This is a genomic window from Natrinema versiforme JCM 10478, from assembly GCF_000337195.1.
Taxonomy (GTDB): Archaea; Halobacteriota; Halobacteria; order Halobacteriales; family Natrialbaceae; genus Natrinema; species Natrinema versiforme.
Genome location: NZ_AOID01000032.1, coordinates 14,259 through 38,981, shown reverse-complemented (window position 1 = coordinate 38,981; position 24,723 = coordinate 14,259). Strand labels below are relative to the sequence as shown.

Here is a 24,723-nt window from a genome sequence, read left to right as displayed (position 1 = left end):
CTCCGGAAGCGAGCGAAACCGCTGACCGGGCTGGCTCGCCGTCGCTGACGGAATCGGTCCGTTCAGTTCTCCGGGACGACGGTTACCGGGCGATCGCTATCGAGAATCACCGCCTGCGCGACGCTCCCGAAGAGCACCTTGCCGACCGGCGACCGACTGCGGACGCCGATGACGATCACGTCGCTGTCGTACTCCGCGGCCGCCTCGAGGATCGTCTCCGCGGAATCGCCCGTCGCCGTTCGGACCGTCCACTCGAGATTCCCTTCTTCCAGTACGTCGACCGCCGCCTCGACCGACCCGGGGAGCGAATCGTCTCCTTGCAGGCGCTCCATCTCGTCGGCGTACTCCTCGGCGAACCCGCCCGCCGCCCACTCGGCGTCCGTGCCGCCGGCGTCGTCGCGGACGTGGAGCACGTCGACCGAGACATCGGTCGCTGCGCTCGGGAGGTCGCGGACGGCCGCCGCTTGGGCCCGCGCTCGCGATTCGGTGTCGTCGACGGGAAGCAACACGCGGTACATGTATCGGCGTTCGAGACCGAGACGGATAGTGGTTTCAGCGGTCGTGTGTATCGCCGTCCGTACGGCACTCTCGAGTCTCAAAACTCGAGGCTCAGTCGTCGTCCTCGCCGTCGCCGTCCTCGTCCCACTCGCCACCGACGCGGTCGACGCCCATCATCGACTCGCCGGGATGCTCGGTGAACACGACCTTCATGTTCTCATCGGGGACGTCGAAGGTGTCCCCGAGGTAGGCCATGGTTGCCAGCGCGAACGAGCGCTTTCGCTCGAGCGATCGGCCCTGTCGAATCTCGGCGTCGAGAAACACTAACGGGCCGTCGACGGCGCGCCCGAGGTGGAGATCAGCTGGCTCGCGGTTACGGATCGTCACGGCGACGTGGCCCGCGGTCGTCGCCATCTCGTCCGTGTAGAGGGCCGTCACCCGGTCGGCGAGGGTGGTCTTCTCCGCGTCCGACAGTGACAGCGTCGTATCGAACTGCAGTAGTGGCATAGCTCGGATTGTCCGTGCAGCGTCTTGTGTGTCCTGTTCGCTTCCGTTTCAGTTCGGCTCGGTGATGTAAGCGATCACTATTTATACGGCTCCCCGTGGGAGCAACGCGGAGCATGGTGAGGGAGCGAGAGTCGGCCCCCGGATCGGCCTCTCGGCGGTTGTGGACGTACCTGTGGACCGTCAACGCCCAGACGAAGGCGTATCTCGCGCTCGACGCGCCGGCCATGATCGCGGACATGGACGATCTGACGGCCGAAGAACGACGCCTCGCACGGCGGGTATTCCCCGACGGCGGTCGCGATCGGGCGACGAGTGAGGAGAATCGATCCGGCGACGAGACCTCCAGTGGCGAGGACTCCGGCGGCTCCGGCGGTGGTGACCGCGGCGACCGCGGCGACGACGGCGGCTCCGGCGGTGGTGACCGCGGCGACCGCGGCGACGACGGCGGCTCCGGCGGTGGTGACCGCGGCGACCGCGGCGACGACGGCGGCTCGCCGTTCGATGTCGGCGGCACCTATCGGCTCCGTCAGAGAATCGGATTCGTCCTCGGACCCATCCTGTTCGTGCTCATTTTCCTCTCGCCGACGCCGGACGGGCTCTCGGCCGCGGGGAAGGCCGTCGCCGCCGTCACCGCGTGGGTCGCCGTCTGGTGGATGTCCGAGGCGATTCCGATCCCCGCGACGTCGTTGCTCCCGATCGTTCTGTTCCCGCTGACCGGCGCGCTGCCGGTCGCAGACACGACGCCGTCCTACGGCCACCCGCTGATCTTCCTCTTCATGGGCGGGTTCTTCCTCGCGATGGCGATGCAGCGGTGGGGCCTCCACCGGCGGATCGCACTGCGGACGATCAAGGCCGTCGGCACCGAGCCCTCGCGGCTCATTCTCGGCTTCATGCTCGCGACGGCCTTCCTCTCGATGTGGGTCTCGAACAGCGCGACCGTGATGATGATGGTCCCTATCGCGCTGGCGGTCATCTATCAGACCGCCGATCTGGTCGACAAGACCGGGCTCGAGGTCGACACCAGCGAGGGGAACTTCTCGTTCGGTGTCGCGCTGATGCTGTGTATCGCCTACGGCGCATCCGTGGGCGGCGTCGCGACGCTGATCGGGACCCCGCCGAACGTCCTCTTCGCCGGACAGGCCGACGCGCTGTTCGGTCAATCGGTGTCGTTCGCTGAGTGGATGCTTTACGGCGTCCCCATCTCGATCGTCGGCCTCGTCGCCGTCTACGGCTACGTCACGCGGGCCGTCTCGCCGCAGTTCGATGAACTCCCCGCGGGCGCGGACACGATCGACCGCGAACTCGAGCGGCTCGGATCGATGAGCCGGCAGGAGCGGCTGGTCGCCGTGGTCTTCGTCGGGATGGCCGTGTCGTGGATCGGCTCGAGCCTGCTCGATCCGCTCCTCGGCGTCGCGCCGCCGGAAGACGCCGACACGATCGTCGCGATCGGCGGCGCGCTGGTCCTGTTTACGCTGCCGACGACGACCGCCGAGGGCGACCACACCTTCCTGCTCGACTGGACAAACGCCGTGGACATCCCGTGGGGCGTCATCCTCCTGTTCGGCGGGGGACTCTCCATCGCGAACGCCTTCGGCGAGACCGGTCTCGCGGCGTGGATCGGCGAGGGGCTCGGCCTCCTCGAGGGCGTGCCGATGATCGCGATCCTGTTCGCCGTAGTGGTGATGACGATCTTCCTGACGGAGGTGACCTCGAACACGGCGACGACGGCGATGCTCATGCCGATCCTCGCGGGCGTCGCGGTCGGCATCGGCGTCCACCCCTTCGGACTCATGATCGCGGGCGCGACCGCGGCCTCGTTCGCGTTCATGCTCCCGGTGGCGACGCCGCCGAACGCGATCGTCTTCGGCAGCGGCTACATCACGCTGCCCCAGATGGCCAAGATCGGCGTCGGGCTCAACGTCATCGGCATCGTCCTGATCACGCTGGTCGCGGTCGGCTGGCTCCCGATCGCGTGGGGGATCGATATCGGCACGCTCCCGGCGGAGTTCGCGGACGCGTTCCAGGGATAGGTACGGGAAGACACGTTTACGACCGCGAGTGAGCGCCGCAGGCGCGAACGAGCGGGCCGACGACTGACCCGGAAGCCGCGCGACGCGCGGCTGGAGGGGAAGGAGGAGTGCTTTTCATCAAAGTTTTGCCGAGGGCACGCCTCCGGCGTGCCCGCAGCGCAAAAGTTTGTTAGTCGTCCGCGGGGAGCCGTTGGTCACCCACGTCGGGTCGGCTGACGTCGCGGTCGGTCTCTTCGCCCTCGATGTCGTAGGGGTACTCGCCGGTGACACAGCCCAGACAGAGGTCGAGTCGCTCTTTCCCGAGCACGTCGGCGACGGCGTCGGTCGAGAGATAGGCGAGGCTATCGGCGGCGATTTCGTCACGGATCTCGCCGACGGACTTGTCCGAGGCGATGAGTTCCTCGCGGGTGGCCATGTCGATGCCCATGTAACAGGGGGCGACGATCGCGGGCGCGCCGATGCGGACGTGGACCTCCTCGGCCCCGCAGTCCTTGAGGAGTTGGACGAGTTGGGTCGAGGTGGTGCCGCGGACGATCGAATCGTCGATGACGGTGACGGTCTTGCCCTCGATCGTGGATTTGATCGGGTTGAGCTTCAGTCGGACCGCGCGTTCGCGCTCGTCTTGGGTCGGCATGATGAAGGTCCGGCCGACGTAGCGGTTCTTCATCAGGCCCTCGGCGAACTCGACGCCGTCGTCGTCGGCATCGCGTGGCTCGCCGTCGGCGGTCGTCTCGCTCGCCGCGTCGGCGTAGCCCGACGCGAACGCCCGTCCGGAGTCGGGGACCGGCATCACGACGTCGGTCTCGACGCCGCTCTCTTCCCAGAGCTTGCGCCCGAGGTTCCGGCGGGCCTCGTAGACGAGCGTGTCGTCGATGACGCTGTCGGGTCGCGCGAAGTAGACGTGTTCGAAGAAGCAGTGGGCGGTGTTCTCGTTCTCGACGAGCTGGTAGGAGTCGAAGCCCTCCCCGTCTTCCTGCAGGACGACCAGTTCGCCCGGCCGAACGTCACGGACGAGGTCCCCGTCTAAGGTGTCGATCGCCGCCGATTCCGAGGCGAGAATGTAGCCATCCTCGAGTTCCCCGATACAGAGCGGGCGGTTCCCTTGGGGGTCCCGAACGCCGAGGACCGTGTCGTCGTGGGTGATCGTCAGCGAGTACGAGCCGTGGATTCGCCCCATCGTGCGCTTGACGGCGCGGACGAGGTCCTCCTCGAGGAGGTTGCGCGCGAGGTCGTGGGCGATGACCTCGGTGTCGCCGTCGCTGGTGAAGGCGTGGCCCGCGGCGGCGAGTTCGTCGCGGATCTCGTCGGCGTTGACGAGGTTGCCGTTGTGGCTCAGGCCGAGCGAGCCGCTCTTGAAGGAGACGGAGAAGGGCTGTGCACACGAGGAGTCGACCGAACCGGCCGTCGGATACCGGACGTGGCCGATCCCCGCCGCCCCGTTGAGCGCGTCGAGGTCTCCCTCGCCGAAGGCATCGCCCACGAGCCCCATTTCGACGTGGCTGTGCTGCTGAAATCCGTCGTGGGTGACGATCCCCGCGGACTCCTGTCCGCGGTGCTGGAGTGCATAGAGCGCGTAGTACAACGGTCGTGCCGCGTCTCGACCGTCAAGTGAGACGCCAACGACGCCACACTTTTCGGTCATCCCTGTTCGCCGGGGAGTTTCGCCCCGCCCATCAGTCATGGGAGTCAGTAGGGCACCGAGCCGATAAAAATCCCCGTGTTTGTGCTGCTTCGACTCCTATCGGACTCGAGAAATATTCACGTTCGTGGATACCAGTGGCAGACCACACGACGGCAGCGTCCGATCGATACGACGGTGCTTGACGGTAGTCGGCGGGACATCGAAACCGGTGTGCCTCGAGTAGGCCGCGATCGAAACCGGAACCCCACACACGAATGTGAACAGGAGACACGAATCGCTTGGCCTCCGTGACGGCGATAGACTGGGTCACGATGGAGCGAAGCACACGTGGCTGGTCCGTATCGTATTCGTCCATCGAACTCGGTAGTAGTTGTACCTGTCGGCTTTTTCCTCTATAATCTCTTGGGAATAGCAATAAATTTAGCAGCAGACAGCCAATTCGGCCGAAACGGCTAACCGGCCGTCTGCACAGGTACCGATCGATGCACCGACGACGATATCTCGGGCTCACTGCGGTGGTGTCCGCCGGGCTCGCCGGCTGTGCTGGTTCCTCCGGCGACGATGCCGCTGAGAGCACCGACGGCGATACTGACGGAGGAACCGATGGGGACTCCGATGGCGGTACCGAAGGGGAGACCGACGACGGAACGAGTGACGGACCGGACACAGTCGTCGAACGGTTCCATCGGGCGCTCGCCGACGGTGACGGGGAGACCGCGAACGCGCTCGTCCATTCTGAGTCGCCCCAGGGCGAAGTCACCGATTCGGATCTGTCCTACTACGACGGGACGGACGTCACGATCGAGAACACGGAGATCCTCTCGGAGTCCGACGGTGTCGCCGAGGTCCGAATCGAGATAACGATGGAATCGGACGGCGAGTCAAGTACCGAGACGTTCACGTACGAGCTCCGGACCGAGAACGGCGAGTGGAAACTCTACGAGTAGCGGGGCCGTCGCGTGGGTCTCTCCGGCCGCACGAGGCGCAGTGTTCAAGACACTCGCCTCGAGTCAACAGCGTATGCGACTCGAGGAGTACTGGGGGGTCGGCCCGAAGACGCGGGAGACGTTGGTCGACGAGTTGGGAAGAGAGGCGGCGATTCGGGCGATCGAGAGCGGCGACGTGCGGGCGCTTGCCGACGCCGGACTCGCTCGTGGCCGCGCGACTCGCATCCTCCGGCGGGCGACCGGCGGCGCGGGCATGGACATCCTGTCGACCAGTGACGCGCGGTCGGCCTACAAGGAGCTACTGGATTTCGCGGTCGAACATGCGGTCACCCAACGGGCGGCCGATCGAATCCGGGTGCTCACGCCCCTCGACGGGCGCGAGGCGATGGAATCGCGACTCGACGACGTGCTCGCGGCACGGGACGCCTGGGCCGATCTCACCGAGGAAGACCGCGAGGCCGTACTCGAGGCCTACGAGCGCTACGACGAGCGCGACGGGAGCGAGCACGCGGCCGTCGAGGCCGCGCTGGCGCTGCTCGAGGCCGGGGTCGACTCCGGTCCGTTCGCCGCGATCGCGGACCTCGAGGCGGAAACGCTCGCGGAGGCCGCCGAGGCTCTTTCGGCGCTCGACGGCGGCAGGGTCCGAGACGGTGCCGACGAGGAACTCGATCGGCTCCGGGACGATCTGGGCGCGGTCGAGGACATGGACGCGAACGCGCTCGCGGTGATCGAGGACCTGCGCTCGGCGGGCGTCCACGACGCCGAGGGGTTCCGCCAGTCCTTCGAGGACCACGTGTTGACCGAGACGGACGCGACGATCGACCGGGTTCGAGACGCGATGCCGACCGACGCGACAGACGCGACCGACTTCGTCGGCGGAACCCTGCGTGCGCTCCGGTCCGACCTCACCGAAGCGGTCGACGAGCGCGAGCAGACCGTCGCGAGCGAACTCGAGGAAACGCTCGCAACGGCCCGCGACGCGATCGATCGGGCCGTCGGGGCGGTCGACGACATCGCCTTGCACCTCTCGCTGGCTCGCTTCGCACTCGAGTACGACTGTACCCGTCCCGTGTTCAGAGACCGCGACGACGCCGCGGTGTCCGTCGTCAACGCGCGCAACCTCACGCTCGCCGCACACGATGGGGAGTCGGTACAGCCAGTCACCTACGGCCTCGGCGAGCACGGCGTGACGAGCGTCCCGGCCGGCGTCGACTCGGTTCCGAGCAGGGAACGCGTCGCCGTCCTCACCGGCGCGAACAGCGGCGGGAAGACGACCCTGCTCGAGACGCTGTGTCAGGTCGTCCTGCTGGCGGCGATGGGGCTGCCGGTGCCAGCCGACCGGGCCGAGGTGACGCCCGTCGACTCGCTGGTCTTCCACCGCCGGCACGCGAGTTTCAACGCCGGCGTCCTCGAGTCGACGCTCAAGTCGATCGTCCCGCCGCTCTCGACCGGCGGGCGCACGCTGATGCTGGTCGACGAGTTCGAGGCGATCACGGAACCGGGCAGCGCGGCCGACCTGCTCCACGGCCTCGTCACGCTCTCCGTCGACCGCGAGGCGCTGGGCGTGTTCGTCACCCACCTCGCGGACGACTTAGAGCCGCTCCCGCCAGAGGCGCGGGTCGACGGCATCTTCGCGGAGGGGCTCAATCCCGACCTCGAATTGCTCGTCGACTACCAGCCCCGGTTCGATACCGTGGGCCGCTCGACGCCGGAGTTCATCGTCTCGCGGCTGGTGGCAAACGCCGGTGACCGGAGCGAGCGGGCCGGGTTCGAGACCTTGGCGGACGCGGTCGGCAACGAGGTCGTCCAGCGGACGCTCGCGGACGCGCGCTGGACCACCGGCGAGTGAGTCTCTCGAGCCCGGATCGCGGTTTCGTTTCGTCCATTCACCTTACTCGTCGGGTTCGCCCGCACCACCGGTCCCCTCGTCGCGCTCGTGGCTCCCCTCGCCGAGCCAGCGATCGGGCGTCGGCGTGTACGACGACTCCTCGTCGATCGAATCGCCGTACGTGTAGAGGATACCGTCCTGATCCTCGCAGACGCGAGCCTCGAGGTACGCCTGTGCGGCCCGCCGAGAGAGCGCGCCCATCTCGATGATGTCGGCCAGCGCGGTCTTGGTCGCGCGAAACCAGGTCTCGATACGCTCGCCCTCGTTGCCAGTCCCGGTCCCGGCTCCATCCTCGTCGTCGGACCGAGCAGCGACGATCGCACCTCGGCCGTCGTCGCGGCCGTCGCCCCACTCGAGCCAGCAGACGCGGTAGGCGTCGACCGCGTAGTCGTCGGCCGGCGCGACGAGATAGAGCGCCTCGTGGACGCAGGGATCGAGGAAATCCTGTAGGATGCGGTCGCGAGTGATCGAGTCCGCAAGCAGGGACCCCTCGATCGCACCGTCGGCGAGGGGGGCCGCCGCCGTGATCTCGTCGGCCAGCGACAGCGCCTCGCCGCCCCAGTGGCTGTACCGCAGGTCGTAGAGGCGATCCGGCCGCCGGTAGGCGACGAGCGCCCTATGGCCCATCGTCCACCCGGCCGGAACGGCGTGAATCGGACTGCGCGACGCGCGCCTCGGGACTCATCTCGTAGCTCACGGCGGCTCTGGTCGCCCGCCGGTACTTGAACCTCCGGTCGGAGCAGTGCGCCAGTGGCAGCTCCCGTTTCCCCACTGGACCCGGTTGTCAACACGCCCGCGTGACTTTTTCGTGGGGAATCGGCTCGCCGACCGGCCCGTCCGCGTCGACCGGCTGTTCGACGCGATAGATCGTCACCGACTCGGTTCCGTCAGGAGCGCGGTCACAGAAGTACGCGCCCGCCGACTCGAGGGCGGCGTCGCCCGCGCCCTGTCCCTTCGTCCCGTACCGCTTCCAGAGCGTCGTCGGGTACCGATCCATGGCGTTGTCCGGGCGCTCGAACGTCGCCGGATCGCCGGTGACCAGATCGGTTGCGGTCCCGGACTCGTCGGTCGCTTCGACGACGTACCAGCTGTAGGAATCCGGCGGGTCCGGCGCGAAGAAGGCCCAACTCGCGCTCCCCAGCGCGCCGTCGTCGCTCGAGGCCGAGGTATCGACGAGTCCCGCTGCGGCGACCTGCCAGCTAACCACGGCGAGGAACAGACAGACGAGGAGCGCCGACGCAGCGATTCGGGTGCCGCGCCGAACCCGCGGTGAGACCCTCGAACCGGCTGCAGTCGGGCCAGTTTCCGCGTTCGCCGCCTCCAGCGTACCTGTCCCCCTGTTCATCCCGCTCGCAGTCGCTTCCGGACCCGTTGTTCCGGTCGCCTCTCTCCCCATGAGGGACTCGAGGTGCCCCTCGAGCCCACTTGCCGAAACGAGGCGCTCGAGGCGGTCCCAGACCCGCGGTGGCAGGAAGACGAGCAGGACGGCGACCATGACGAACGGAAAGACACCCAGCCGCATCGTCGCCGCCATGCTGAGGTGAGCGCCGACGAAGGCGGCGACGGTCGCGGTCCGGAGCCGACCGGGCGCGACCACGAGCAGCACCGACGCGGCGAGAACCGCGATCCAGAGCCAGTTGATCGCGGTCAGGAGAGCGGGGAACTCCGCGACCGTCGGCCCTGCGTGGTCGACGAAGTCCTCGAGCCGGAAGATCCGCTGGACGGCCACGCCGGACAGCCACGCGTCGCTCCGGAACTTGAGAATCGCGTTGATCGCGTAGATGACGACGATATGCAGACAGAGGATCGCGGTCGCCGTCGAAACCACGCGGGAGTCGTCGCGGTGCTCCCCGCTCGCGAACCGGGACTCGAGCCGACGCGGGCGGAGCGACCACCGGGCCGCGAGCGGGAGAACGGCCGCCAAAAGAAGCAACGAGATGAGGATCGTATCGCCGCCGTTGACCAGATACGGGTTGCGGGCGTGAAGCGACGCGAGCAGCAGCGCCGTGCTGACGGCCGCGAGCCGGTGTCGGTAGCCGACGAGCACGCACGCCGCGAAAATGCCGGTGATCGCGAGCAAGAGCCCCTGTGCCCACGCCGAACCCGAGAGGGCGTGGAGGGACCACTTCGCGAGCGCGGGCGAGAGGCCCTTGAGTGCGGAGCGCGGGAAGATGCCCGCGTCCGTGTAGAACGTGACCAGCCCCGGAAGCCGGAGGACGAGGAGATCGCACAGGACGATGAGCCCCAGCCCGATCCGGAACGCGGCGAGCGCTCGCGGATCGATCCCGAGGCGCAACCGGACGACCGCTCGGAGCGACTCGAGCGTCGTCACCGAGTCGTCGGTCGGCGTCGCGGAATCGGATCGGGCGGCTGTCATAGCGGGATCAGTGAAGTGGCTGGCGGATTGTCAAGCGATGTATAAGTATTTTCTCGTCGTCCGATAGATGGGGCTCGAGGCCGACTATCGGGTCGGTCGGGCAAGTGCGGAGAAACCGCGGTCGCTGTCGGACACAACGCCGAAAGCCCTCCGTGTCCTACGACAGGCTACATGGGAACCCGAACGGCGTACGACGCGGTTATTTTCGACAACGACGGCGTCCTGACGACGCCGACGGATCGGGACGTATTGGTCGACGCGATGGCCGACGCCTTCGAGAGCGTCGGCGTCGCCGATCCGTCCACGGATCACATCGAGACGTTGCTCAGTCCGGACGTGTCCTCGCTGCGGCAAATCGCCGACGGCCACGGCATCGATCCAAACGACCTCTGGCGCGCCCGCGAAGACGCCGCGATCGCGGCCCAACTCGCCGAGCTTCGGGCCGGTCGGAAACGCCACTACGACGACGTCGCGACCCTCGAGTCGCTGTCGACCCCGACGGCGATCGTCAGTAACAACCAACACGAGACGATCGGGAACGTTCTCGAGCATTGCGACCTCGCGGTCGACGTCTGGTACGGTCGCGAGCCGACCCTCGAGGGCATCGAGCGCAAGAAGCCGACGCCGTACTACCTCGAGCGGGCGCTCGCCGACCTCGCGGTCGAAAACCCGCTGTTCGTGGGCGACAGCCGCGTCGACATCGCCGCGGCCGACGCGGCCGGCATCGACGCGGCGTTCATCCGGCGCGACCACCGCAGGGAGTACGACCTCTCGAGCGAGCCGGCACACGAAATCGAGTCCCTCGAGGCGCTGCTCGAGTTGGTCTGACGAGTCGAGTTGGTCTGATGGCGCGGACGGGATTGATTCGGCAGGCGACGACCGGTTACGGATCGGGAATCAGGCGATCGCGTTCGCGCTCGCCCGGCGTTCGGCGCGGGCCGCGATCGCGTCGTTCATCTCGACGAACGCCCGTTCGACGCGGGCCTCGTCGAACGCGAGCGGGGCGAACGCGCCCCGGACCGTCTCCCGCTGGAGCAGTCGGGTTCGCTCGCCGCCGTCGATCGCCACGAGGTGGAACTCGTGGTAGCGGTCGAACGCGAAGGGAACGACAAGCCGGTCAAGCCACGCAAGTCGCCTGCCGGGGTCGACGGTGACGGCTATCGGACCGTCGAGTAGCCGAGTGAAATCGGGGGGTTCGGCGCTGCCCGCACGCGCCGTCGTCTCGACGGCGACGCCCTCGATCGTGCGGCCGATCGGGTCCCACTCGGGATAGGTGTCGAACGAGAGCAGCGCGTCCCAGACGACCGACGGCGGGGCATCGATCTCGGCGAAGACTTCGACCTGGATCATGCTATATTATACCATGCTCGGACGGATGGCTGTACCGATCCAGATCCCGTCGGCTGGCGGCGGGACCACCGGTCCGAGCGCGAGACCTCGAGCGGGCGGGCGTTTCGGACCGCTCTCGCGCGTTACGCGCTATCGTTAAACCGCCGGTTCGTCGAGAGCGGCGCGTCGCCGGGTTCGCCCCGGACGAAGTGGCCCGCCGGGTTGATCTCGCCGTCCCGCTCCATCGAGAGGAGTTCGACGAACCACGCCTCGTGTTCGATCTCCTCCTGTAAGATACGCGATGCCATGTCGTAGGTCCGCGGGTCTTTCCCCTGAGTCATATCACAGACCTCCGACCACGTCCGGATCGCACAGCGTTCGGCCTCGAGTAAGACCTCGAGGATGCTCTCGGCGCTGAGCGAATCGGTGTCGAAGCTCCCGTCGCCGGCCATCGAGGCCGGGACCTCAGCGTCGGGACAGGAGGCCCGGTCGGCGAAGGCCCGAATGTCGTTGGGTAGCGCGCCGCCGAGTTCGTACACTCGCGGTGCGACGAGTTCGAAGTGGGCCCGGTCTTCAAGCCGGGCGTCCTCGGCGATTTCCTTGTAGTCCTCGTGACCCGCGAGATGCATCCGCAGATTGGTGTAGTAGTAATAGGTCGTGAATTCGGCCCCGATCGCATCGATCAGTTTCTCGCGCAGTTCCTCGGGCTCGAGCCCGCGCTCGCGAAGCACGTTCATCCCGACGCGCTCGCTCGTGTCCCCTGCATCGACGGTGCCTGCAGCGTGTGGTTTCTCGTCGGACATCCACCGGTCCACTCCCATAACTCGCTGCTTCAATCTTTGCTTGCAACTGCCGAGAGTCGCACGACACGCCGGCTGCGATCGGTTTTCACTCACTGGCCGCCGCTCGCCGACCGCGGTGACCGCAATATCCTTAGTCGCGAACCCCCGAGGGGCGTGTATGAACGGTTCGGACCGCGGGCTCTCACGTCGCGCGTTCGTCCGCAGCGCCGTCGCCATCGGCGGTGCGAGCGCCCTCGCCGCCTGCCTCCAGCGCGAGGAGACCGAAGACGTGCCACAGGCCGCGCTCAGCCCCGCAGAACTCCCCGACCGCCAGCACGCGTGGAACGAGTTCCTCGCGACCGACGACCACGGGAACATCGAGCCGCCCGAACACCACCTCCTGCTCGGCCTCGAGTACGTCGGCGACGGACCCGCGGATGCCGACGGCGAACGCGAGCAACTCGAGGCCGCGTTCCGAACCCTCGAGACGGCCTACAAACGCGGAAACGAGGGACTGGCGTTTACGATCGGCTACGGCCCGGCCTACTTCGACCGGTTCGAGGCCGACCTTCCCGAAAGCGTCGACCTGCCCGACCCCGAAGCGCTCGCGCCGATCGAGGACCCCGAACTCGACGAGTACGACGCCCTGGTCCATCTGGCCAGCGACTACGGCCACGTCACACTGAGCGCCGAAGAGGCGCTGAAAGGCGAACTCGAGGAGATCAACGGACTCGAAGTCGAGGACTCTTTCGAGGGGGTCTTCGACGTGGCCGAGCGCCGAGCGGGATTCATCGGCAGCGGCCTCCCGGCGGAGCGCCAGTCCGGTGTCAGCGGCATCCCCGACAGCGAGCCGGTTCCCGAGGACGCGCCGATGTTCATGGGGTTCAAATCCGGCTTCAGGAAGACGCAGGCGAGCGAGGACCGCGTGACGATTCAGGACGGTCCCTTCGCCAGCGGGACGACCATCCACCTCTCGAAGATCCGGCTCCACCTCCACCAGTGGTACGAACAGGACAGCCGCGATATCCGGGTCTCCAAGATGTTCTCGCCGACCCACGCCGATGAGGGGCTCGTCGACGGAGCCGGGGACAACCTCGGCGACTCGAGTCGTATCGCCGAGGTCGGCGGCGACGCGGCCGAGGCCGCGCGACGCGGAACGGTCGGCCACGCCCAGAAGGCGGCGCGAGCCCGCGAGGACGGCGAACCGATCATCCTCCGCCGGGACTTCGATTCGACCGACGACGACGCGGCAGCCACCCACTTCCTCTCGCTACAGCGCTCGATCGCCGACTTCGTGAAAACGCGCGAGGCGATGACCGGGAGCGACCTCACCGAGGGGTCGGTCAGCTCGCGGACGAACAACGGTATCCTCCAGTACATCAGGGTCCGCAACCGGGCGAACTACCTCGTGCCGCCGCGCGGGCTCCGGGCCCTGCCCGAGCCGAACCCGGACTCGGCCTAACGGCGACCGGTCGGGCGGCGACTCGAGTCTCACCTCGAGCCGGTCGGCACGTGCGTTCGATTCCCGGCGGCCGCTAGCTCGTCGAACAGCGCCGCGGCGTCGTCGGCCAGCGGATACGCGTCGTGATACGGGTCGATCTCGCGGTCGGTGCTCGAGACGAACCGAATCGCGTCCGCAAATTGCTCGTAGTTTTCGTCGACGATATCCCGGACGAGGACCGGCATGCCCGCTCGCTCGCACAGTTCGGTCGCAGCGGTTCGACCCGCCCAGATTGTCTCGGCCTCAATATCGGCGAAAAACAGCGCAAAGGGCGTCTCGCCGAACTGGGCCTCGAGAAAGTCCTGTGCGGCCGGCTCGTCCCACGGAACGACGCCGACGGCCTCGAGTTGGCGCACCGCGGTCGAGGCCGCAGAGCAGAACGGACAGTCGCCGTCGTACAGCAGGATACCGGTGAACTGCGGCTCGCTCATACGGCGTCTTCGACGCGCGGTCGGAAAACCTTCGGCGAGCAGATGCCGGTCTCTCGTCGTCGAACCGCGCCGTCGCTACCCGAGCTTCGACCGGCCCGGGGGCTGATCGTGGTCGGCGCGCTGCCGGAGCAGTTCGTCGTAGCGCTCGACTTCGATGACGCAGTCCGAGCGCGGGCGAGCGACGCAGGTGAGGACGAAGTTCGCCGCCTCGTCCGACGGGTAGTATCGCTTGGCCTGACTGTGGTCGACCTCGCCCTCGAGGAGCTTCGCGCCGCAGGTGATACACCACCCCTGCTGGCAGTCGGCCGACAGCCAGAGCCCCGCCGATCGGGCCGCCGCGAGGATCGCCTCGTCCTCGCTGACCTCGATGGTACGGGTCTCGCCAGCGGCGTCTAAATCGGCGTCCGCCGGGACGCGAAGCTCGACCTCCCACGTAGTAGGGGCTGTCACGGGTACATGTACGGCCGGCCGCGAGAAAGGGCTGCGGCCGGCCAGTTGCAAGCGGGTCCTGCGGGCTGACAGACGGATCGAAGTGCGGGACTGCTCGAGTTCCCCGATCCCAGTGCCGCCTTCCCTAGGGTCTTTGCCCTTGAGGCCGACCCGAAAACCGATGAAAGCCGCAGCGTTTACCGACCTGATCGGTCCCGAGGGAGTGGACGTGATCGACCGCGACGAGCCCGAACCGGGGCCCGGTGAGGCGCTGGTCGATGTCGAGGCCTGCGCGATCAATCGCCACGATCTCTGGATCCTCGAGGGGGATTCGGCGATGGTCGACGCCGACGACCTGCCCTTCGTCACGGGGCTCGACGTGGCCGGCGTCGTCAGCGAGATCGGCGAAGACGTACAGGGCCTCGAGCCCGGCGACAGGGTGGTTCTCTGCCCAAACGAGACGTGTGACTCCTGTCGGTTCTGTCGCGAAGGCCCGGAGAACATGTGCGAACGGTTCTCGCTCTATCACGGCGGGCTGTCCGAAACCGCCCGCGTGACAGCCGATCGGCTCATGCCGCTGCCCGACGGCGTGGACGCGACGACCGCCGCCGCGATTCCGACGGCGTACATGACCGCCTTCCACATGCTCCGGCGGGCCGAGGTCGGTCCCGGCGACCTCGTCTTCGTCCCCGGCGCGACCGGCGGCGTCGGCGTCGCGACTATCCAACTCGCGGACATTTTCGGCGCACGGACGATCGGCACGTCCTCGTCGGCCGAGAAACTCGAGCGGGTCCGTGACCTCGGACTCGATCACGGAATCGAATCGACGGACATCGACGAGATCCGTGGCGAAGTCGAGGAGATCGGCGCGCCGGACGCGGTCATCAACCACCTCGGCGGCGAGTTCACCGAACTCGGACAGGCCGTCATGCGCCGCGGCGGAACGATGGCGATCTGCGGCCGCACAGCGGGCAACGAGTCGACGATCGACGTGGCGAACCTCTTCCTCGGACACAAGCGCGTCGTCGGGTCCACGATGGGGACCCAGGACGACCTGCGGCGACTCGTCGACCTCGTAGCCGACGGCGAACTGGACCCCGAAATCGACGAGACGTACGCGCTCGCGGACACCGACGCGGCCTTCGCGGCGATGCAGGACCGCGAGAGCGTCGGCAAGATCGTCGTCGAGCCGTAGGCCGGATCGGGGTGGGCGTAACCGCGACCGTAGATAGGATTAGCGACCCGTATTGTCACCGCTGGGCGGGAACGAGAGGGTGATTTTCAGACTGGAACGCGCCGCCCTGAATTATTTCTACACCGTTGCTGTATGGCCCATATGACGAATATCGCCATCACCGGCGCGGCGGGTAACGTGGGCCGGGAGGCCATCGACGCGTTCCCGGACGACGAGTACGACCTGACGCTGTTCACCCACAGCGAGACCGAGGACGTGGACGCGGAGCCCCTCGAGATCACCGATCGTGAGGGGTTCATCGACGCCCTCGAGGGCCAGGACGTCTTGATTCACCTCGCGGCCAACCCCTCGCCGCGGGCCGAGTGGGACGAGGTCAGCGGGCCGAACGTCGAGGGGGTGTACAACGCCTTCGAGGCCGCCGAGAAAAACGACCTCGAGCGGGTGGTCTTCGCGAGTTCGAACCACGCGGTCAACATGGGGAACATCGCCTCGGTGATCCGGCCGGAGTCGACCGGCGGCAGCCCCGAGGCCGTCCGGCCGGCCGATCCGACGAACCCCGACACGTACTACGGCGTCACGAAGGTCTTCGGCGAGGCGATGGGCTCGTACTACGCCAAGCGACACGGGTTCGACGTGGTGAGCCTGCGGATCGGCTGGCTGCTCACCCGCGACGAGCTCCGGGAGATCTGCGACGAGCGAGACGCCGCCGGCGAGCGCTACGCCCGCGCGATGTGGCTCAGCCCCGGCGACTGCCGCCGGGTGCTCAACGCGGCGGCGACGACGACCCTCGACGAGTCGCCCCTGATCGCCCACGGCGTCTCCGACAACTCCGAGCGCTTCCTCTCGCTTACCGAGACCATGCTCGACCTCGGCTACCGCCCGCAGGACGACTCCGAGGCGGTTCTGGGCGACGACTGAGCGGGGACAACGGACTCGAGTCGTCCGGCTCCGTTTGACTGTCGGTCGCTGCTCCGAACTGTCACGAATCGATAATCTCTCGGCCGAATTCGTTCCCGCGAGGACCCATCGAATCGAAAGACGGAATACCGACACGTTCGTAGCTCCCCACATGTCAACCAAGGTGTCCGAGTCGTCGGGCTACGGGCCGAACACCCAGATGTCCCTGTTCGGCTATATCATGGCGGCGATACTCGTGATCATCCTGATCCCGCTGATCCCGGTGCTCGTGCCGGTCTGGATCCTTTGGAAGGTGTTCGTGGCGGAAGACGAGTTCGAACACAGCTTCGAGACCTGGCGGCGCGAGACCGGTCACAACGGCTCGAGAGAGGCGAAGGAAGCCGATACCGAGCCCGCCGATGCCGACGAGGGAGACGCCACGGAAACTGACGCCGAAAACGCAGACCAGGCCGAAGCCGATCAGACCGCAGCCGAATCGTAAGCTGTCTGCCCGAGTCGTTTTTCACCGCGCTTTCGTTTCGCTCGCTCGAGGCCGATTTTCTCTTAGTCGCCGGCGCTCGCCGTTGGGACGAGGTCCGACGGCGGGCCGCCCGGGAGTTCGTCGCGGTCGTGGGGGGCGTCGAACGCGAGGTCCGGCCCGCGGGCGACGATCCGGTGGGGGTTCACGTCGGGATGGGTCGTGTAGTAGTGTTCCTTGATGTGGTCCATATTCACCGTCTCGGCGACGCCGTGCTCGCGGGTCGCGTCGCTCACGGATCGTTCCTCCCCGTTCGCTCCGTCGAGACGCTCCCCGCGGTCGCGTCTCGCACCGCTCCCTGCTCGCGGTTCCGTTCCCTCCCGCCGGTCGGGAACGCCGGTCTGGTAGAGATCCCGGAGGTACGGCCAGAGGTTGTCGTACTCTCGGATGTACTGGACGTTACACATGAAGTGCGTGTGATAGACGTTGTCGAACCGGACGAGCGTCGTGAACATCGCGATGTCGGCTTCGGTGAGCCGGTCGCCCGCGAGATAGCGCTGGTCCGCCAACACCTCGTCCCAGTGGTCGAGCGCGGCGAAGAGGTCGTCGACCGCCTCGTCGTAGGGGCCCTGTTTCGTGGCGAAGCCGGCGCGGTAGACGCCGTTGTTGATCGGGTCGTAAATCTCGTCGATGACCCGGTCGATCTCGTCGCGGTAGCCCTCCGGGTAGAGATCGACGTCTCGAGCGGCGTACTCGTCGAACTCGGTGTCGAGCATCCGCATGATCTCTTCGGACTCGTTGTTGACGATGGTGTCTTCCTGCGTGTCCCAGAGCACCGGCACCGTCACGCGACAGGTCGCGTCCGGATCGGCGCGGACGTATAGCTCCCGGAGGAAGTCCGCGTCGTGGACGTGATCGGGCGTACAGCCCTCCTTGTCGGGGGTGAACTGCCAGCCGCCCTCGCCGCGATACGGATCGACGATCGAGACCGAGATCGCGTCCTTGAGGCCCTTCAGCGCTCGCGTCACGAGCGTTCGATGCGCCCACGGGCAGGCGAGGGAAACGTACAGGTGATACCGACCCGCTTCGGGTTGGAATCGAGCGTCCGGATCGTCGCGAATTTCGTCGCGGAACGGCGTCGTCTGGCGTTCGAACGAGCCGTCGTCACCGGTCGACTCGTACGCGTCAGTCCGCCACTCGCCGTCGACGAGCATGTTCATACCCGAGCTAGGGGCGGGACGTTCAAATGGTCTCGCTAACACTCGCGTCACCCGGCCTGCGGGCAAGTCGATCGGCGAGACGGTCTCAGAGGAGGGCGCTGACGACCCAGTAGCTCGCGCCGAACGCGACGAGGGCGGCCCCCTCGAGGCGGGTCAGTCGCCGACCCGTCGCGAGGACGACCGTTCCGAACGCGGTCAGGGCGACGAGCCACCCGAAGGCGAGAACGACCGCCGAATCGACGGCCAGCGGGCGGACCGCGGCGGCCAGCCCCAGCACGCCGAGGACGTTGAAGACGTTCGAGCCGACGACGTTGCCCGCGGCGATGCCGGTATCGCCCCGACGGGCGGCCACGACGGAGGTCACCAGCTCCGGCAGCGACGTGCCCGCCGCGACGATCGTCGCGCCGACGACCCACTCCGAGATCCCCGCCGAGAGGGCCAGTCCGACCGCGGCGTCGACCAGCAGTCGGCCGCCGACGATCACGATCGCGAGCCCCGCCGCGGTGCGGCCGGCCTCGAGGCCGAACCGGACCTCCCGACCGTCGCCGTCGGCCGTGACGGGCGACGCCCCGTCGTCGGTCGCCTCGATCGAGTCGCCCGCCTCGTCCCCGCTCCTGATCGCGACCACGAGCGCCGCCAGATAGCACCCCAACAGCGCGAGGAGGACGGCCCCCTCGAGCCGCGAGACGAGGAAGTTCGCCAGGACGGCGGCCGCGACGACCGTCGAGGCGGCCATCGCCAGCACGTCCCGACGGAGCAGCGGCTCGGTGACGCGAAACGGCGCGATGACGACGACGAGCCCGAGGATGACGCCCAGATTGAACACGTTCGAGCCGACGACGTTGCCGACCGCGACGTCGCCCTGGCCCTCGAGCGCGGCGCCCGTCGAGACGACGATCTCCGGTGCGGACGTGCCGAACGCGACCACCGTGAGCCCGACGACGAGCGCCGAGATCCCGGCCGCGCCGGCGAGTCTCGAGGCGCCGGTCACGAGGAAGCGAGCGCCGACCCAGAGGGCGAGGACGCCGAGGGACAACGAGACGACGTCTCCGACGGGTATCATCGTACCGGACGCCTTCGCACGGGGGCGTGAAAAGCGGCGGGGACGGCCGCCGGCGCTCGAGGCAGTGACCGAAGACAAGCGTTTAAGCGACTCCCGTGAGCACTCGAGGTATGGCAGACGACGGGGATCGACACCGCCAGAGCCGCCTGTTCACGGACGAAGACGGCGATTTCGACGCGGATCGTGCGCGGGAGGAATCCCTGCCGGTCGAGGACGGCGAGGTGATCGATACCGACGAGTTGGCCGATCACCAGCGCTATATCGAGGGGCGCGGCGTCTACGACGAGCGCAATCGGGTCAACGATCTCACGGGCAAGGAATGGAAGTTCGCCACGAAGTCCGTGATCGACGAGAGCTACCCGCCCGCGGTCCAACACGACTTGCGCAGCGAACACGGCGGCCAGAAACCGCCGCGGCTCTGTGCGGACCTGATCGACCGGTTCAGCAAGGCCGGCGATACCGTCCTCGACCCCTTCGCGGGCGTCGGCGGCACCTTGCTCGGCGCGAGTTTCTGCGAGCACGAGGGCACTGGACTCCGAGAGGCCATCGGCTTCGAGCGCACCGAGCGGTGGATCGAGATCTACCGGGAAGTCCTCGAGCAGGAAAACGACGAGCGCCGCGCCCGCGGCGAGCCGCCGCTGGCCGAACAGGAACTGCGACACGGCGACTGCGCCGACCTGATCGAGGACGTCCCCGACGATTCCGTCGACCTCCTGCTGACCGACGTTCCCTACTGGGACATGGACGAACTCGAGCAGACGCGCAACGAACGCGAGACCCGGGAGAGCAAACTGGGGTCGTTCGACGGCGCGGCCACGACCGCGACCGCCGGTGGCGATATCGACGACCGTGGCGGCGGTACTGGCGATGCCGTTACAGATATCGACGATACTGCCGACGGCGACGACGATTTCGAAACGACCGACGGGTCCGACGACCACCAAACGAAAGCAGAGTGGCTCGCGGACATGGCCGGGAAGTTCGACCGGTTCACCGAGGCCGTCGCGCCGGACGGCCATGTCGTCGTCTTCATCGGCGACATGTACCGCGAGCAGTCCTACGAGTTCCTCTCGGCGGATCTCGCGCGGGCGATCGAATCGACCGCACCACTCACGCTTGCGGCGACCCTGATCTGGTACGATCCGACGAAGGACCTCCACGTCTACGGCTACCCGTTCTCCTTTGTCCCCTCGATGGTCCACCAGAACGTGCTCGTCTTCCGGCTCGAGGACGGGGCCTGAGCCGCGTTCGGGCGCGCGCCGGCGGCGATGTCTGACTCTCGTCCGTCGATCGTCTGACGCGGTTTTATTGGCCACCGGTGTGACGAACGCAACAGGCGCGCGACGGTCTCCCCACCTCCCCCCATCCCAGCCGTCAGCGCGCCTGCTCCCGGTTTTCTACCCTTTCGTAAGCGGCAGTAGCCGTGCTCGAGCGCAGCGACAGGATCGAGTCGAACGCCCAATCAGGCGCTTGCGGGCAACAGCGCGGATCGAACCGCGGACGCGCGATCGGTCTCGGTGATGATCGCGACCTCGTCGCCGACCGCGAGTTCGGTGCCCGGCAGCGGGATCGTCAGCGGTTCGCGTGCGCGCCCGTGAGCGTAGATCCGTGCGGATTCCGGCAGTTCGAGTTCGCTCATTCGCTTGCCGACCGCCGGCGACCCTTCCCGAATCTCGAGGACGGTCAACTGGAGGTTGGCGGCGAGGTCGGCGACGACGTTGAAGTCGCCGCCGAGCAGGGCCGTCTTCGCGCCCGCAGCGCCCAGCCGCTCGGGGTAAACGATCTCGTCGACCTCCTCGGCGTATTTCTCGTAGATGTCCTCGCGGTAGTCCTCGTCGATCCGCAGGACGGTCCGACAGCCGTGGTGGGTGCCGACCATACACGCCGCGAAGTTGACGTTGAGGTCGGGCGTGAACGCGCCGATCGCGTCGGCGGCCTCGATCTTCGCGTCGACGAGGGCGTCCTCGTCGGCCCCGTCGCCTCGCACCGTCTCGAACCCCGCGTCGCTCGCACGCTCGATGCGGCCGACATCGTCGTCGACGATGACGACCTCGTGGCCCTCTTCGGCGAGGATGGTTGCCGTCCGCGAGCCGACCCGGCCGTATCCCACGATGACAAACCTCATGGTACCACGGTACGCGCTCGGGAGTGAAATACGTTCGTCCCGTCGACGCTCGCTGGCTCGAGTCAATCGGCGAGCGAGCCGTCGCGATCGCTCACCCTCTATTCACAAACGTGCATACTCGAAGCGTCAATGCGGACAAGAACGTTTAACTAATCGGTGTGGGTATGCTCGAGCATCCAATATGGGGGCTATCGAGACACTCGCAACGTTCTTCGGCTTCGACGAGCACGATACCGACCTCGAGACCGAATCGATCGCGGGGGTGACCACGTTCTTGGCGATGTCCTACATCATCGTCGTCAATCCGAACATCCTCGGCGAGGCGATCGCGCTCGAGGGCTACAGTTCGGGCGAAGTCACGCAGATGATCACCGTCGCGACGATTCTCTCGTCGGCGGTCGCGATCTTCGTGATGGCGTTCTGGGCGAACAGGCCGTTCGGCCTCGCGCCGGGGATGGGACTGAACGCCTTTTTCGCGTACACGGTCGTCCTCAGCCTCGGCGTGCCGTGGCAGGTCGCGCTCGCGGCGGTTTTCGTCGAAGGGATCGTCTTCATCCTCTTGACCGCGGTCGGCGCGCGTCGGTACATTATCGAACTCTTCCCGGAACCCGTCAAATTCGCCGTCGGAGCCGGTATCGGCGTCTATCTGCTCTTCTTGGGACTCCAAGAGATGCAGATCGTCGTCGCAGACCCCGAAACGCTCGTGACGATGGGCAACGTCGCGACCAGCGCCGTCGCCGCGCTCTCGGTCGTTGGGCTCGCGCTGATGCTCATCCTTCACGCGCGCGGCGTTCGCGGAGCGATCGTCATCGGGATCCTGGCCACCGCCGCCGCTGGCTGGCTGCTGACCGCCCTCGGCGTCGTCGCTCCCGGGACGCTGACCCCGCAGGAGAGCATCGTCACGAACGTCCAGTACGACTTCACGCCGCTCGTCGCCGGCTTCATCGACGGGCTCGGGATGATCACCGACGATCCGCTCGTCTTCGTGCTGGTGGTCTTTACGTTCTTCTTCGTCGACTTCTTTGACACGGCCGGGACGCTCATCGGCGTCTCCCAGATCGGTGGCTTCTTAGACGAGAACGGGGACCTCCCCGAGATCGAGAAGCCGCTGATGGCCGACGCGATCGGGACCACCGTCGGCGCGATGATCGGGACCTCGACGGTGACCACCTACATCGAATCCTCGACCGGCGTCGAGGAGGGCGGCCGGACCGGCTTTACCGCGCTCGTCGTCGGCCTCCTCTTCCTGCTGTCCCTGCTGCTCGTGCCGCTGATCAGCGCGATTCCGCAGTACGCGTCCTACCTCGCACTGGTCGTCGTCGGCATCATCATGCTCCAGGGCGTCACCGACATCGACTGGCAACACCCTGCGTGGGCGATCTCGGGCGGGCTGACGATCACCGTCATGCCGATGACCGCGTCGATCTCGAACGGACTCGCCGCCGGGATCATGAGCTACCCGCTGGTCAAAGCCTCGATGGGCGAGGCCGACGACGTCTCGCTCGGTCAGTGGGCACTCGCCGCCGCATTCATCCTCTACTTCGCCGTCTTCTTCGCCGTCGACGCCCAGATGCTCTCGTTCTGACGGGGCAGTTCGGTCCGCTTTTTCACCGACAATACCGCCTTGCCCGATCCAGCGTCGGATTCTCTCGAACCGCCTCGACACCGGCAATCGCCCGGTCAACCGGTGGGCTGATACGTCTTCCGCGGCAATATCCCCGCATGGCAGACATCACGATGTACGAGCTTCCCGGCTGTCCGTACTGCGCCAAAGTCCGCTCGAAACTCGACGACCTCGAACTCGACTACGACATCATCGAGGTGCCCCGTTCACACGACGAGCGCACCGAAGTCGAAAAGGTCAGCGGCCAGACCGGCGTCCCGGTCATCGTCGACGAAGCACACGGCGTCGAAGGCATGCCCGAAAGCGACGATATCGTCGAGTACCTCGAGGAGACCTACGGCAGCGGTGCGGCCTGAATCGACGGCACGATCCCAGTTTCCTCGCCGGCCGTTCTCCAGCGACAGTGTCGATTATTGGTCCCACCAGAACCGATGCGAGAGCAGGCTGAACAGCGTAAACAGGAAATAGCCGATCACGACTGAGAGGACGAAGAAGACCGCTGCATCCGCGACGGTCGTGACGATCGTTCCGTAGTTGAACACGATTCCGAGCGCCGCCATGACGCAGACGAGGAGCGCGCGGTGTCTGCTGATTATGTCGACGCCGAAATTCGCGCCCATCTGTTATAGTACTGACACCACGGAGGAGATTACATGTTTCGAAGCAGCGCTCTCAGGCCGCTTCTTCGTGCTCGGAGCGCTCCCGGATGACGTCCCGGAGGTCGTCGGCGTTCCGGAACTTCGCGAGTTCGTCGCGCTCGACCAGCGCGGTGCCGTCGACGGACTCCTGTTTGGCGCGGTCGACGACGTAGACGGATCGCGTCCGAGTGACCTGCCCGATCGAACTCATGATCCGGGCGCGTTTCTCCGCGGCCTTCGTGAACTTCGAGTGACCCGTCAGGACGATTTCGCTGTCGTCTTCGTCCTCGCTGACGGCCGTAAACGGCGACCGGGCCGTTGGGTGGACGCTGTAGCCGGCCCGCGTGAGCACGGCGACGACCTGTTCGTCGTCCGGGTCCGCCTCGGGGTCATCGGGCGTCGTCTCGCTTTCGTGGACATCATCGGCCCCCTCGAGGACGTCGACGGGGCTCGTCAGCGGCGCGTCGAACATCTCCTCTAAGCTCATCGCGACTTCGACGGAGGCGTTCATCCCGTCTTCGTACTTCGAGACGGTCCGCCGGGAGACGCCGAGTTCGCTGGCGAGTTGACCGAGACTCCAGTCGCGATCCTCTCGCTCGTCGGCTAACAGGTCACCGTCGATATTGACGTAGAGGCCACCGGGGGCAGCGTAGATCAGCGGTGGGACCTCCTCGATGAACAGGTTGTACGCCGTATCGGGGCTGAAGACGGGGACGCCGTGTCGGAAGTAGACGACGTCCGGTTTCAGATCCTCGTCGCGGCTGCGCAGGCCGATGACGAGCGGCGTCGCGTTGAGGTAGGTCCCAAGTCGCCGCATCTCCTGGCCCGTCGCCTGGTTGAACGCGTCGATGTTCGCGAGGATCTTGACGAGGATCAGGTCCTCACCACAGCGCGCGGCGATATCGAAGCTCTTCGGTCGAATCGCACACCGATCACTGACCATGAATCCCGCGTCCTCTAACATCGCGGTCACGTTGCCGACTAGCGCGGAGCGGGACATACGGGGTTGTAAGCGAGTCCTCCTATAAGACGTTTTCCCCGCGATGACCGGGTGCCGTGTCGCGATTCGATCGCGTATCGGGAATATACTTATATATCAGGTCTCGTTGATCGGCGGCGGCG

General features: G+C 66.8%; 25 protein-coding genes. 11 read left to right on the top strand and 14 right to left on the bottom strand.

Annotated elements, in window-relative coordinates; all coding sequences use genetic code 11:
• Window positions 1–62: 62 nt before the first annotated feature.
• Window positions 63–518 carry a universal stress protein gene (locus C489_RS11900; RefSeq protein ID WP_006431523.1) on the bottom strand — a complete coding sequence of 152 codons (456 nt, stop codon included), beginning with the start codon at window positions 516–518 and terminating at the stop codon, window positions 63–65.
• Window positions 519–609: 91 nt separating this feature from the next.
• Window positions 610–1,005: a hypothetical protein gene (locus C489_RS11895; RefSeq protein ID WP_006431522.1), complete on the bottom strand. Its 396-nt coding sequence runs from the start codon at window positions 1,003–1,005 to the stop codon at window positions 610–612.
• A gap of 113 nt (window positions 1,006–1,118) precedes the next feature.
• Here C489_RS11895 and C489_RS11890 point away from each other — a divergent pair, with 113 nt between their 5' ends.
• On the top strand, window positions 1,119–3,035 hold the full coding sequence (locus C489_RS11890) for an SLC13 family permease (RefSeq protein WP_049890813.1): 1,917 nt from the start codon (window positions 1,119–1,121) through the stop codon (window positions 3,033–3,035).
• Window positions 3,036–3,204: 169 nt separating this feature from the next.
• Here the strand turns inward: C489_RS11890 and purF are convergent, their stop codons facing one another.
• Window positions 3,205–4,677 carry an amidophosphoribosyltransferase gene (gene purF / locus C489_RS11885; RefSeq protein ID WP_006431520.1) on the bottom strand — a complete coding sequence of 491 codons (1,473 nt, stop codon included), beginning with the start codon at window positions 4,675–4,677 and terminating at the stop codon, window positions 3,205–3,207.
• Window positions 4,678–5,159: 482 nt separating this feature from the next.
• On the opposite strand from purF, the gene C489_RS21890 reads away from it, so the two are divergent.
• Together C489_RS21890 and C489_RS11875 are read left to right on the top strand one after the other, a co-directional pair.
• Window positions 5,160–5,624 (top strand): nuclear transport factor 2 family protein, encoded by a 465-nt coding sequence (locus tag C489_RS21890; RefSeq protein WP_006431519.1) that lies wholly within the window; start codon window positions 5,160–5,162, stop codon window positions 5,622–5,624.
• Window positions 5,625–5,697: 73 nt separating this feature from the next.
• Entirely contained in the window at window positions 5,698–7,473 is a 1,776-nt protein-coding gene (locus C489_RS11875) for a MutS-related protein (protein WP_006431518.1), read from the top strand.
• Between the two features lie 42 nt (window positions 7,474–7,515).
• Here the strand turns inward: C489_RS11875 and C489_RS11870 are convergent, their stop codons facing one another.
• Together C489_RS11870 and C489_RS11865 are read right to left on the bottom strand one after the other, a co-directional pair.
• A complete protein-coding gene (locus tag C489_RS11870; RefSeq protein WP_006431517.1) occupies window positions 7,516–8,139 on the bottom strand; it encodes a DUF6735 family protein in 624 nt (207 codons plus the stop codon).
• Between the two features lie 157 nt (window positions 8,140–8,296).
• Window positions 8,297–9,889, bottom strand: coding sequence for an HTTM domain-containing protein (locus C489_RS11865; RefSeq protein WP_006431516.1), 1,593 nt, complete (start codon window positions 9,887–9,889; stop codon window positions 8,297–8,299).
• 171 nt (window positions 9,890–10,060) lie between these two features.
• Between C489_RS11865 and C489_RS11860 the strand changes: the two genes are divergently transcribed.
• Window positions 10,061–10,717, top strand: a complete 657-nt coding sequence (locus tag C489_RS11860) for an HAD family hydrolase (protein ID WP_006431515.1) — start codon at window positions 10,061–10,063, stop codon at window positions 10,715–10,717.
• Between the two features lie 69 nt (window positions 10,718–10,786).
• On the opposite strand, the gene C489_RS11855 is transcribed toward C489_RS11860, so the two are convergent.
• A complete protein-coding gene (locus tag C489_RS11855) occupies window positions 10,787–11,239 on the bottom strand; it encodes an SRPBCC domain-containing protein (RefSeq protein ID WP_006431514.1) in 453 nt (150 codons plus the stop codon).
• A gap of 122 nt (window positions 11,240–11,361) precedes the next feature.
• A complete protein-coding gene (dps, locus tag C489_RS11850) occupies window positions 11,362–12,021 on the bottom strand; it encodes a DNA protection during starvation protein (RefSeq protein WP_006431513.1) in 660 nt (219 codons plus the stop codon).
• Window positions 12,022–12,178: 157 nt separating this feature from the next.
• Here dps and C489_RS11845 point away from each other — a divergent pair, with 157 nt between their 5' ends.
• Entirely contained in the window at window positions 12,179–13,462 is a 1,284-nt protein-coding gene (locus tag C489_RS11845) for a DUF7405 family protein (protein ID WP_006431512.1), read from the top strand.
• Window positions 13,463–13,491: 29 nt separating this feature from the next.
• On the opposite strand, the gene C489_RS11840 is transcribed toward C489_RS11845, so the two are convergent.
• Together C489_RS11840 and C489_RS11835 are read right to left on the bottom strand one after the other, a co-directional pair.
• Entirely contained in the window at window positions 13,492–13,932 is a 441-nt protein-coding gene (locus C489_RS11840) for a thiol-disulfide oxidoreductase DCC family protein (RefSeq protein WP_006431511.1), read from the bottom strand.
• Window positions 13,933–14,007: 75 nt separating this feature from the next.
• Complete coding sequence (locus tag C489_RS11835; RefSeq protein ID WP_006431510.1) at window positions 14,008–14,382, bottom strand: 2Fe-2S iron-sulfur cluster-binding protein; 375 nt, start codon at window positions 14,380–14,382, stop codon at window positions 14,008–14,010.
• Between the two features lie 160 nt (window positions 14,383–14,542).
• On the opposite strand from C489_RS11835, the gene C489_RS11830 reads away from it, so the two are divergent.
• The 3 genes from C489_RS11830 (at window position 14,543) to C489_RS11820 (ending at window position 16,955) form a co-directional block, all read left to right on the top strand.
• Window positions 14,543–15,556, top strand: a complete 1,014-nt coding sequence (locus C489_RS11830) for an alcohol dehydrogenase catalytic domain-containing protein (RefSeq protein ID WP_006431509.1) — start codon at window positions 14,543–14,545, stop codon at window positions 15,554–15,556.
• A gap of 141 nt (window positions 15,557–15,697) precedes the next feature.
• A complete protein-coding gene (locus C489_RS11825; RefSeq protein ID WP_006431508.1) occupies window positions 15,698–16,474 on the top strand; it encodes an NAD-dependent epimerase/dehydratase family protein in 777 nt (258 codons plus the stop codon).
• Between the two features lie 151 nt (window positions 16,475–16,625).
• A complete protein-coding gene (locus C489_RS11820; RefSeq protein ID WP_006431507.1) occupies window positions 16,626–16,955 on the top strand; it encodes a DUF7535 family protein in 330 nt (109 codons plus the stop codon).
• A gap of 62 nt (window positions 16,956–17,017) precedes the next feature.
• Here the strand turns inward: C489_RS11820 and C489_RS11815 are convergent, their stop codons facing one another.
• Both C489_RS11815 and C489_RS11810 read right to left on the bottom strand, forming a co-directional pair.
• Window positions 17,018–18,151, bottom strand: a complete 1,134-nt coding sequence (locus tag C489_RS11815) for a glutathione S-transferase family protein (protein WP_006431506.1) — start codon at window positions 18,149–18,151, stop codon at window positions 17,018–17,020.
• A gap of 85 nt (window positions 18,152–18,236) precedes the next feature.
• Window positions 18,237–19,214 carry a calcium/sodium antiporter gene (locus C489_RS11810; protein WP_006431505.1) on the bottom strand — a complete coding sequence of 326 codons (978 nt, stop codon included), beginning with the start codon at window positions 19,212–19,214 and terminating at the stop codon, window positions 18,237–18,239.
• Window positions 19,215–19,324: 110 nt separating this feature from the next.
• On the opposite strand from C489_RS11810, the gene C489_RS11805 reads away from it, so the two are divergent.
• Entirely contained in the window at window positions 19,325–20,455 is a 1,131-nt protein-coding gene (locus tag C489_RS11805; RefSeq protein WP_006431504.1) for a DNA methyltransferase, read from the top strand.
• A 221-nt stretch (window positions 20,456–20,676) separates the two neighbouring features.
• Here C489_RS11805 and C489_RS11800 read toward each other — a convergent pair whose 3' ends face one another.
• The gene (locus C489_RS11800; RefSeq protein ID WP_006431503.1) at window positions 20,677–21,339 is read right to left on the bottom strand and encodes a potassium channel family protein; all 663 of its coding nucleotides are present in this window, start codon (window positions 21,337–21,339) and stop codon (window positions 20,677–20,679) included.
• 181 nt (window positions 21,340–21,520) lie between these two features.
• Between C489_RS11800 and C489_RS11795 the strand changes: the two genes are divergently transcribed.
• Both C489_RS11795 and C489_RS11790 read left to right on the top strand, forming a co-directional pair.
• A complete protein-coding gene (locus tag C489_RS11795; RefSeq protein WP_006431502.1) occupies window positions 21,521–22,924 on the top strand; it encodes an NCS2 family permease in 1,404 nt (467 codons plus the stop codon).
• Between the two features lie 137 nt (window positions 22,925–23,061).
• Window positions 23,062–23,319, top strand: a complete 258-nt coding sequence (locus tag C489_RS11790) for a glutaredoxin family protein (RefSeq protein ID WP_006431501.1) — start codon at window positions 23,062–23,064, stop codon at window positions 23,317–23,319.
• Between the two features lie 54 nt (window positions 23,320–23,373).
• Here the strand turns inward: C489_RS11790 and C489_RS11785 are convergent, their stop codons facing one another.
• Window positions 23,374–23,583, bottom strand: coding sequence for a hypothetical protein (locus C489_RS11785; RefSeq protein WP_006431500.1), 210 nt, complete (start codon window positions 23,581–23,583; stop codon window positions 23,374–23,376).
• A gap of 52 nt (window positions 23,584–23,635) precedes the next feature.
• The gene (locus C489_RS11780; RefSeq protein ID WP_006431499.1) at window positions 23,636–24,601 is read right to left on the bottom strand and encodes a transcriptional regulator; all 966 of its coding nucleotides are present in this window, start codon (window positions 24,599–24,601) and stop codon (window positions 23,636–23,638) included.
• Window positions 24,602–24,723 lie beyond the last annotated feature (122 nt).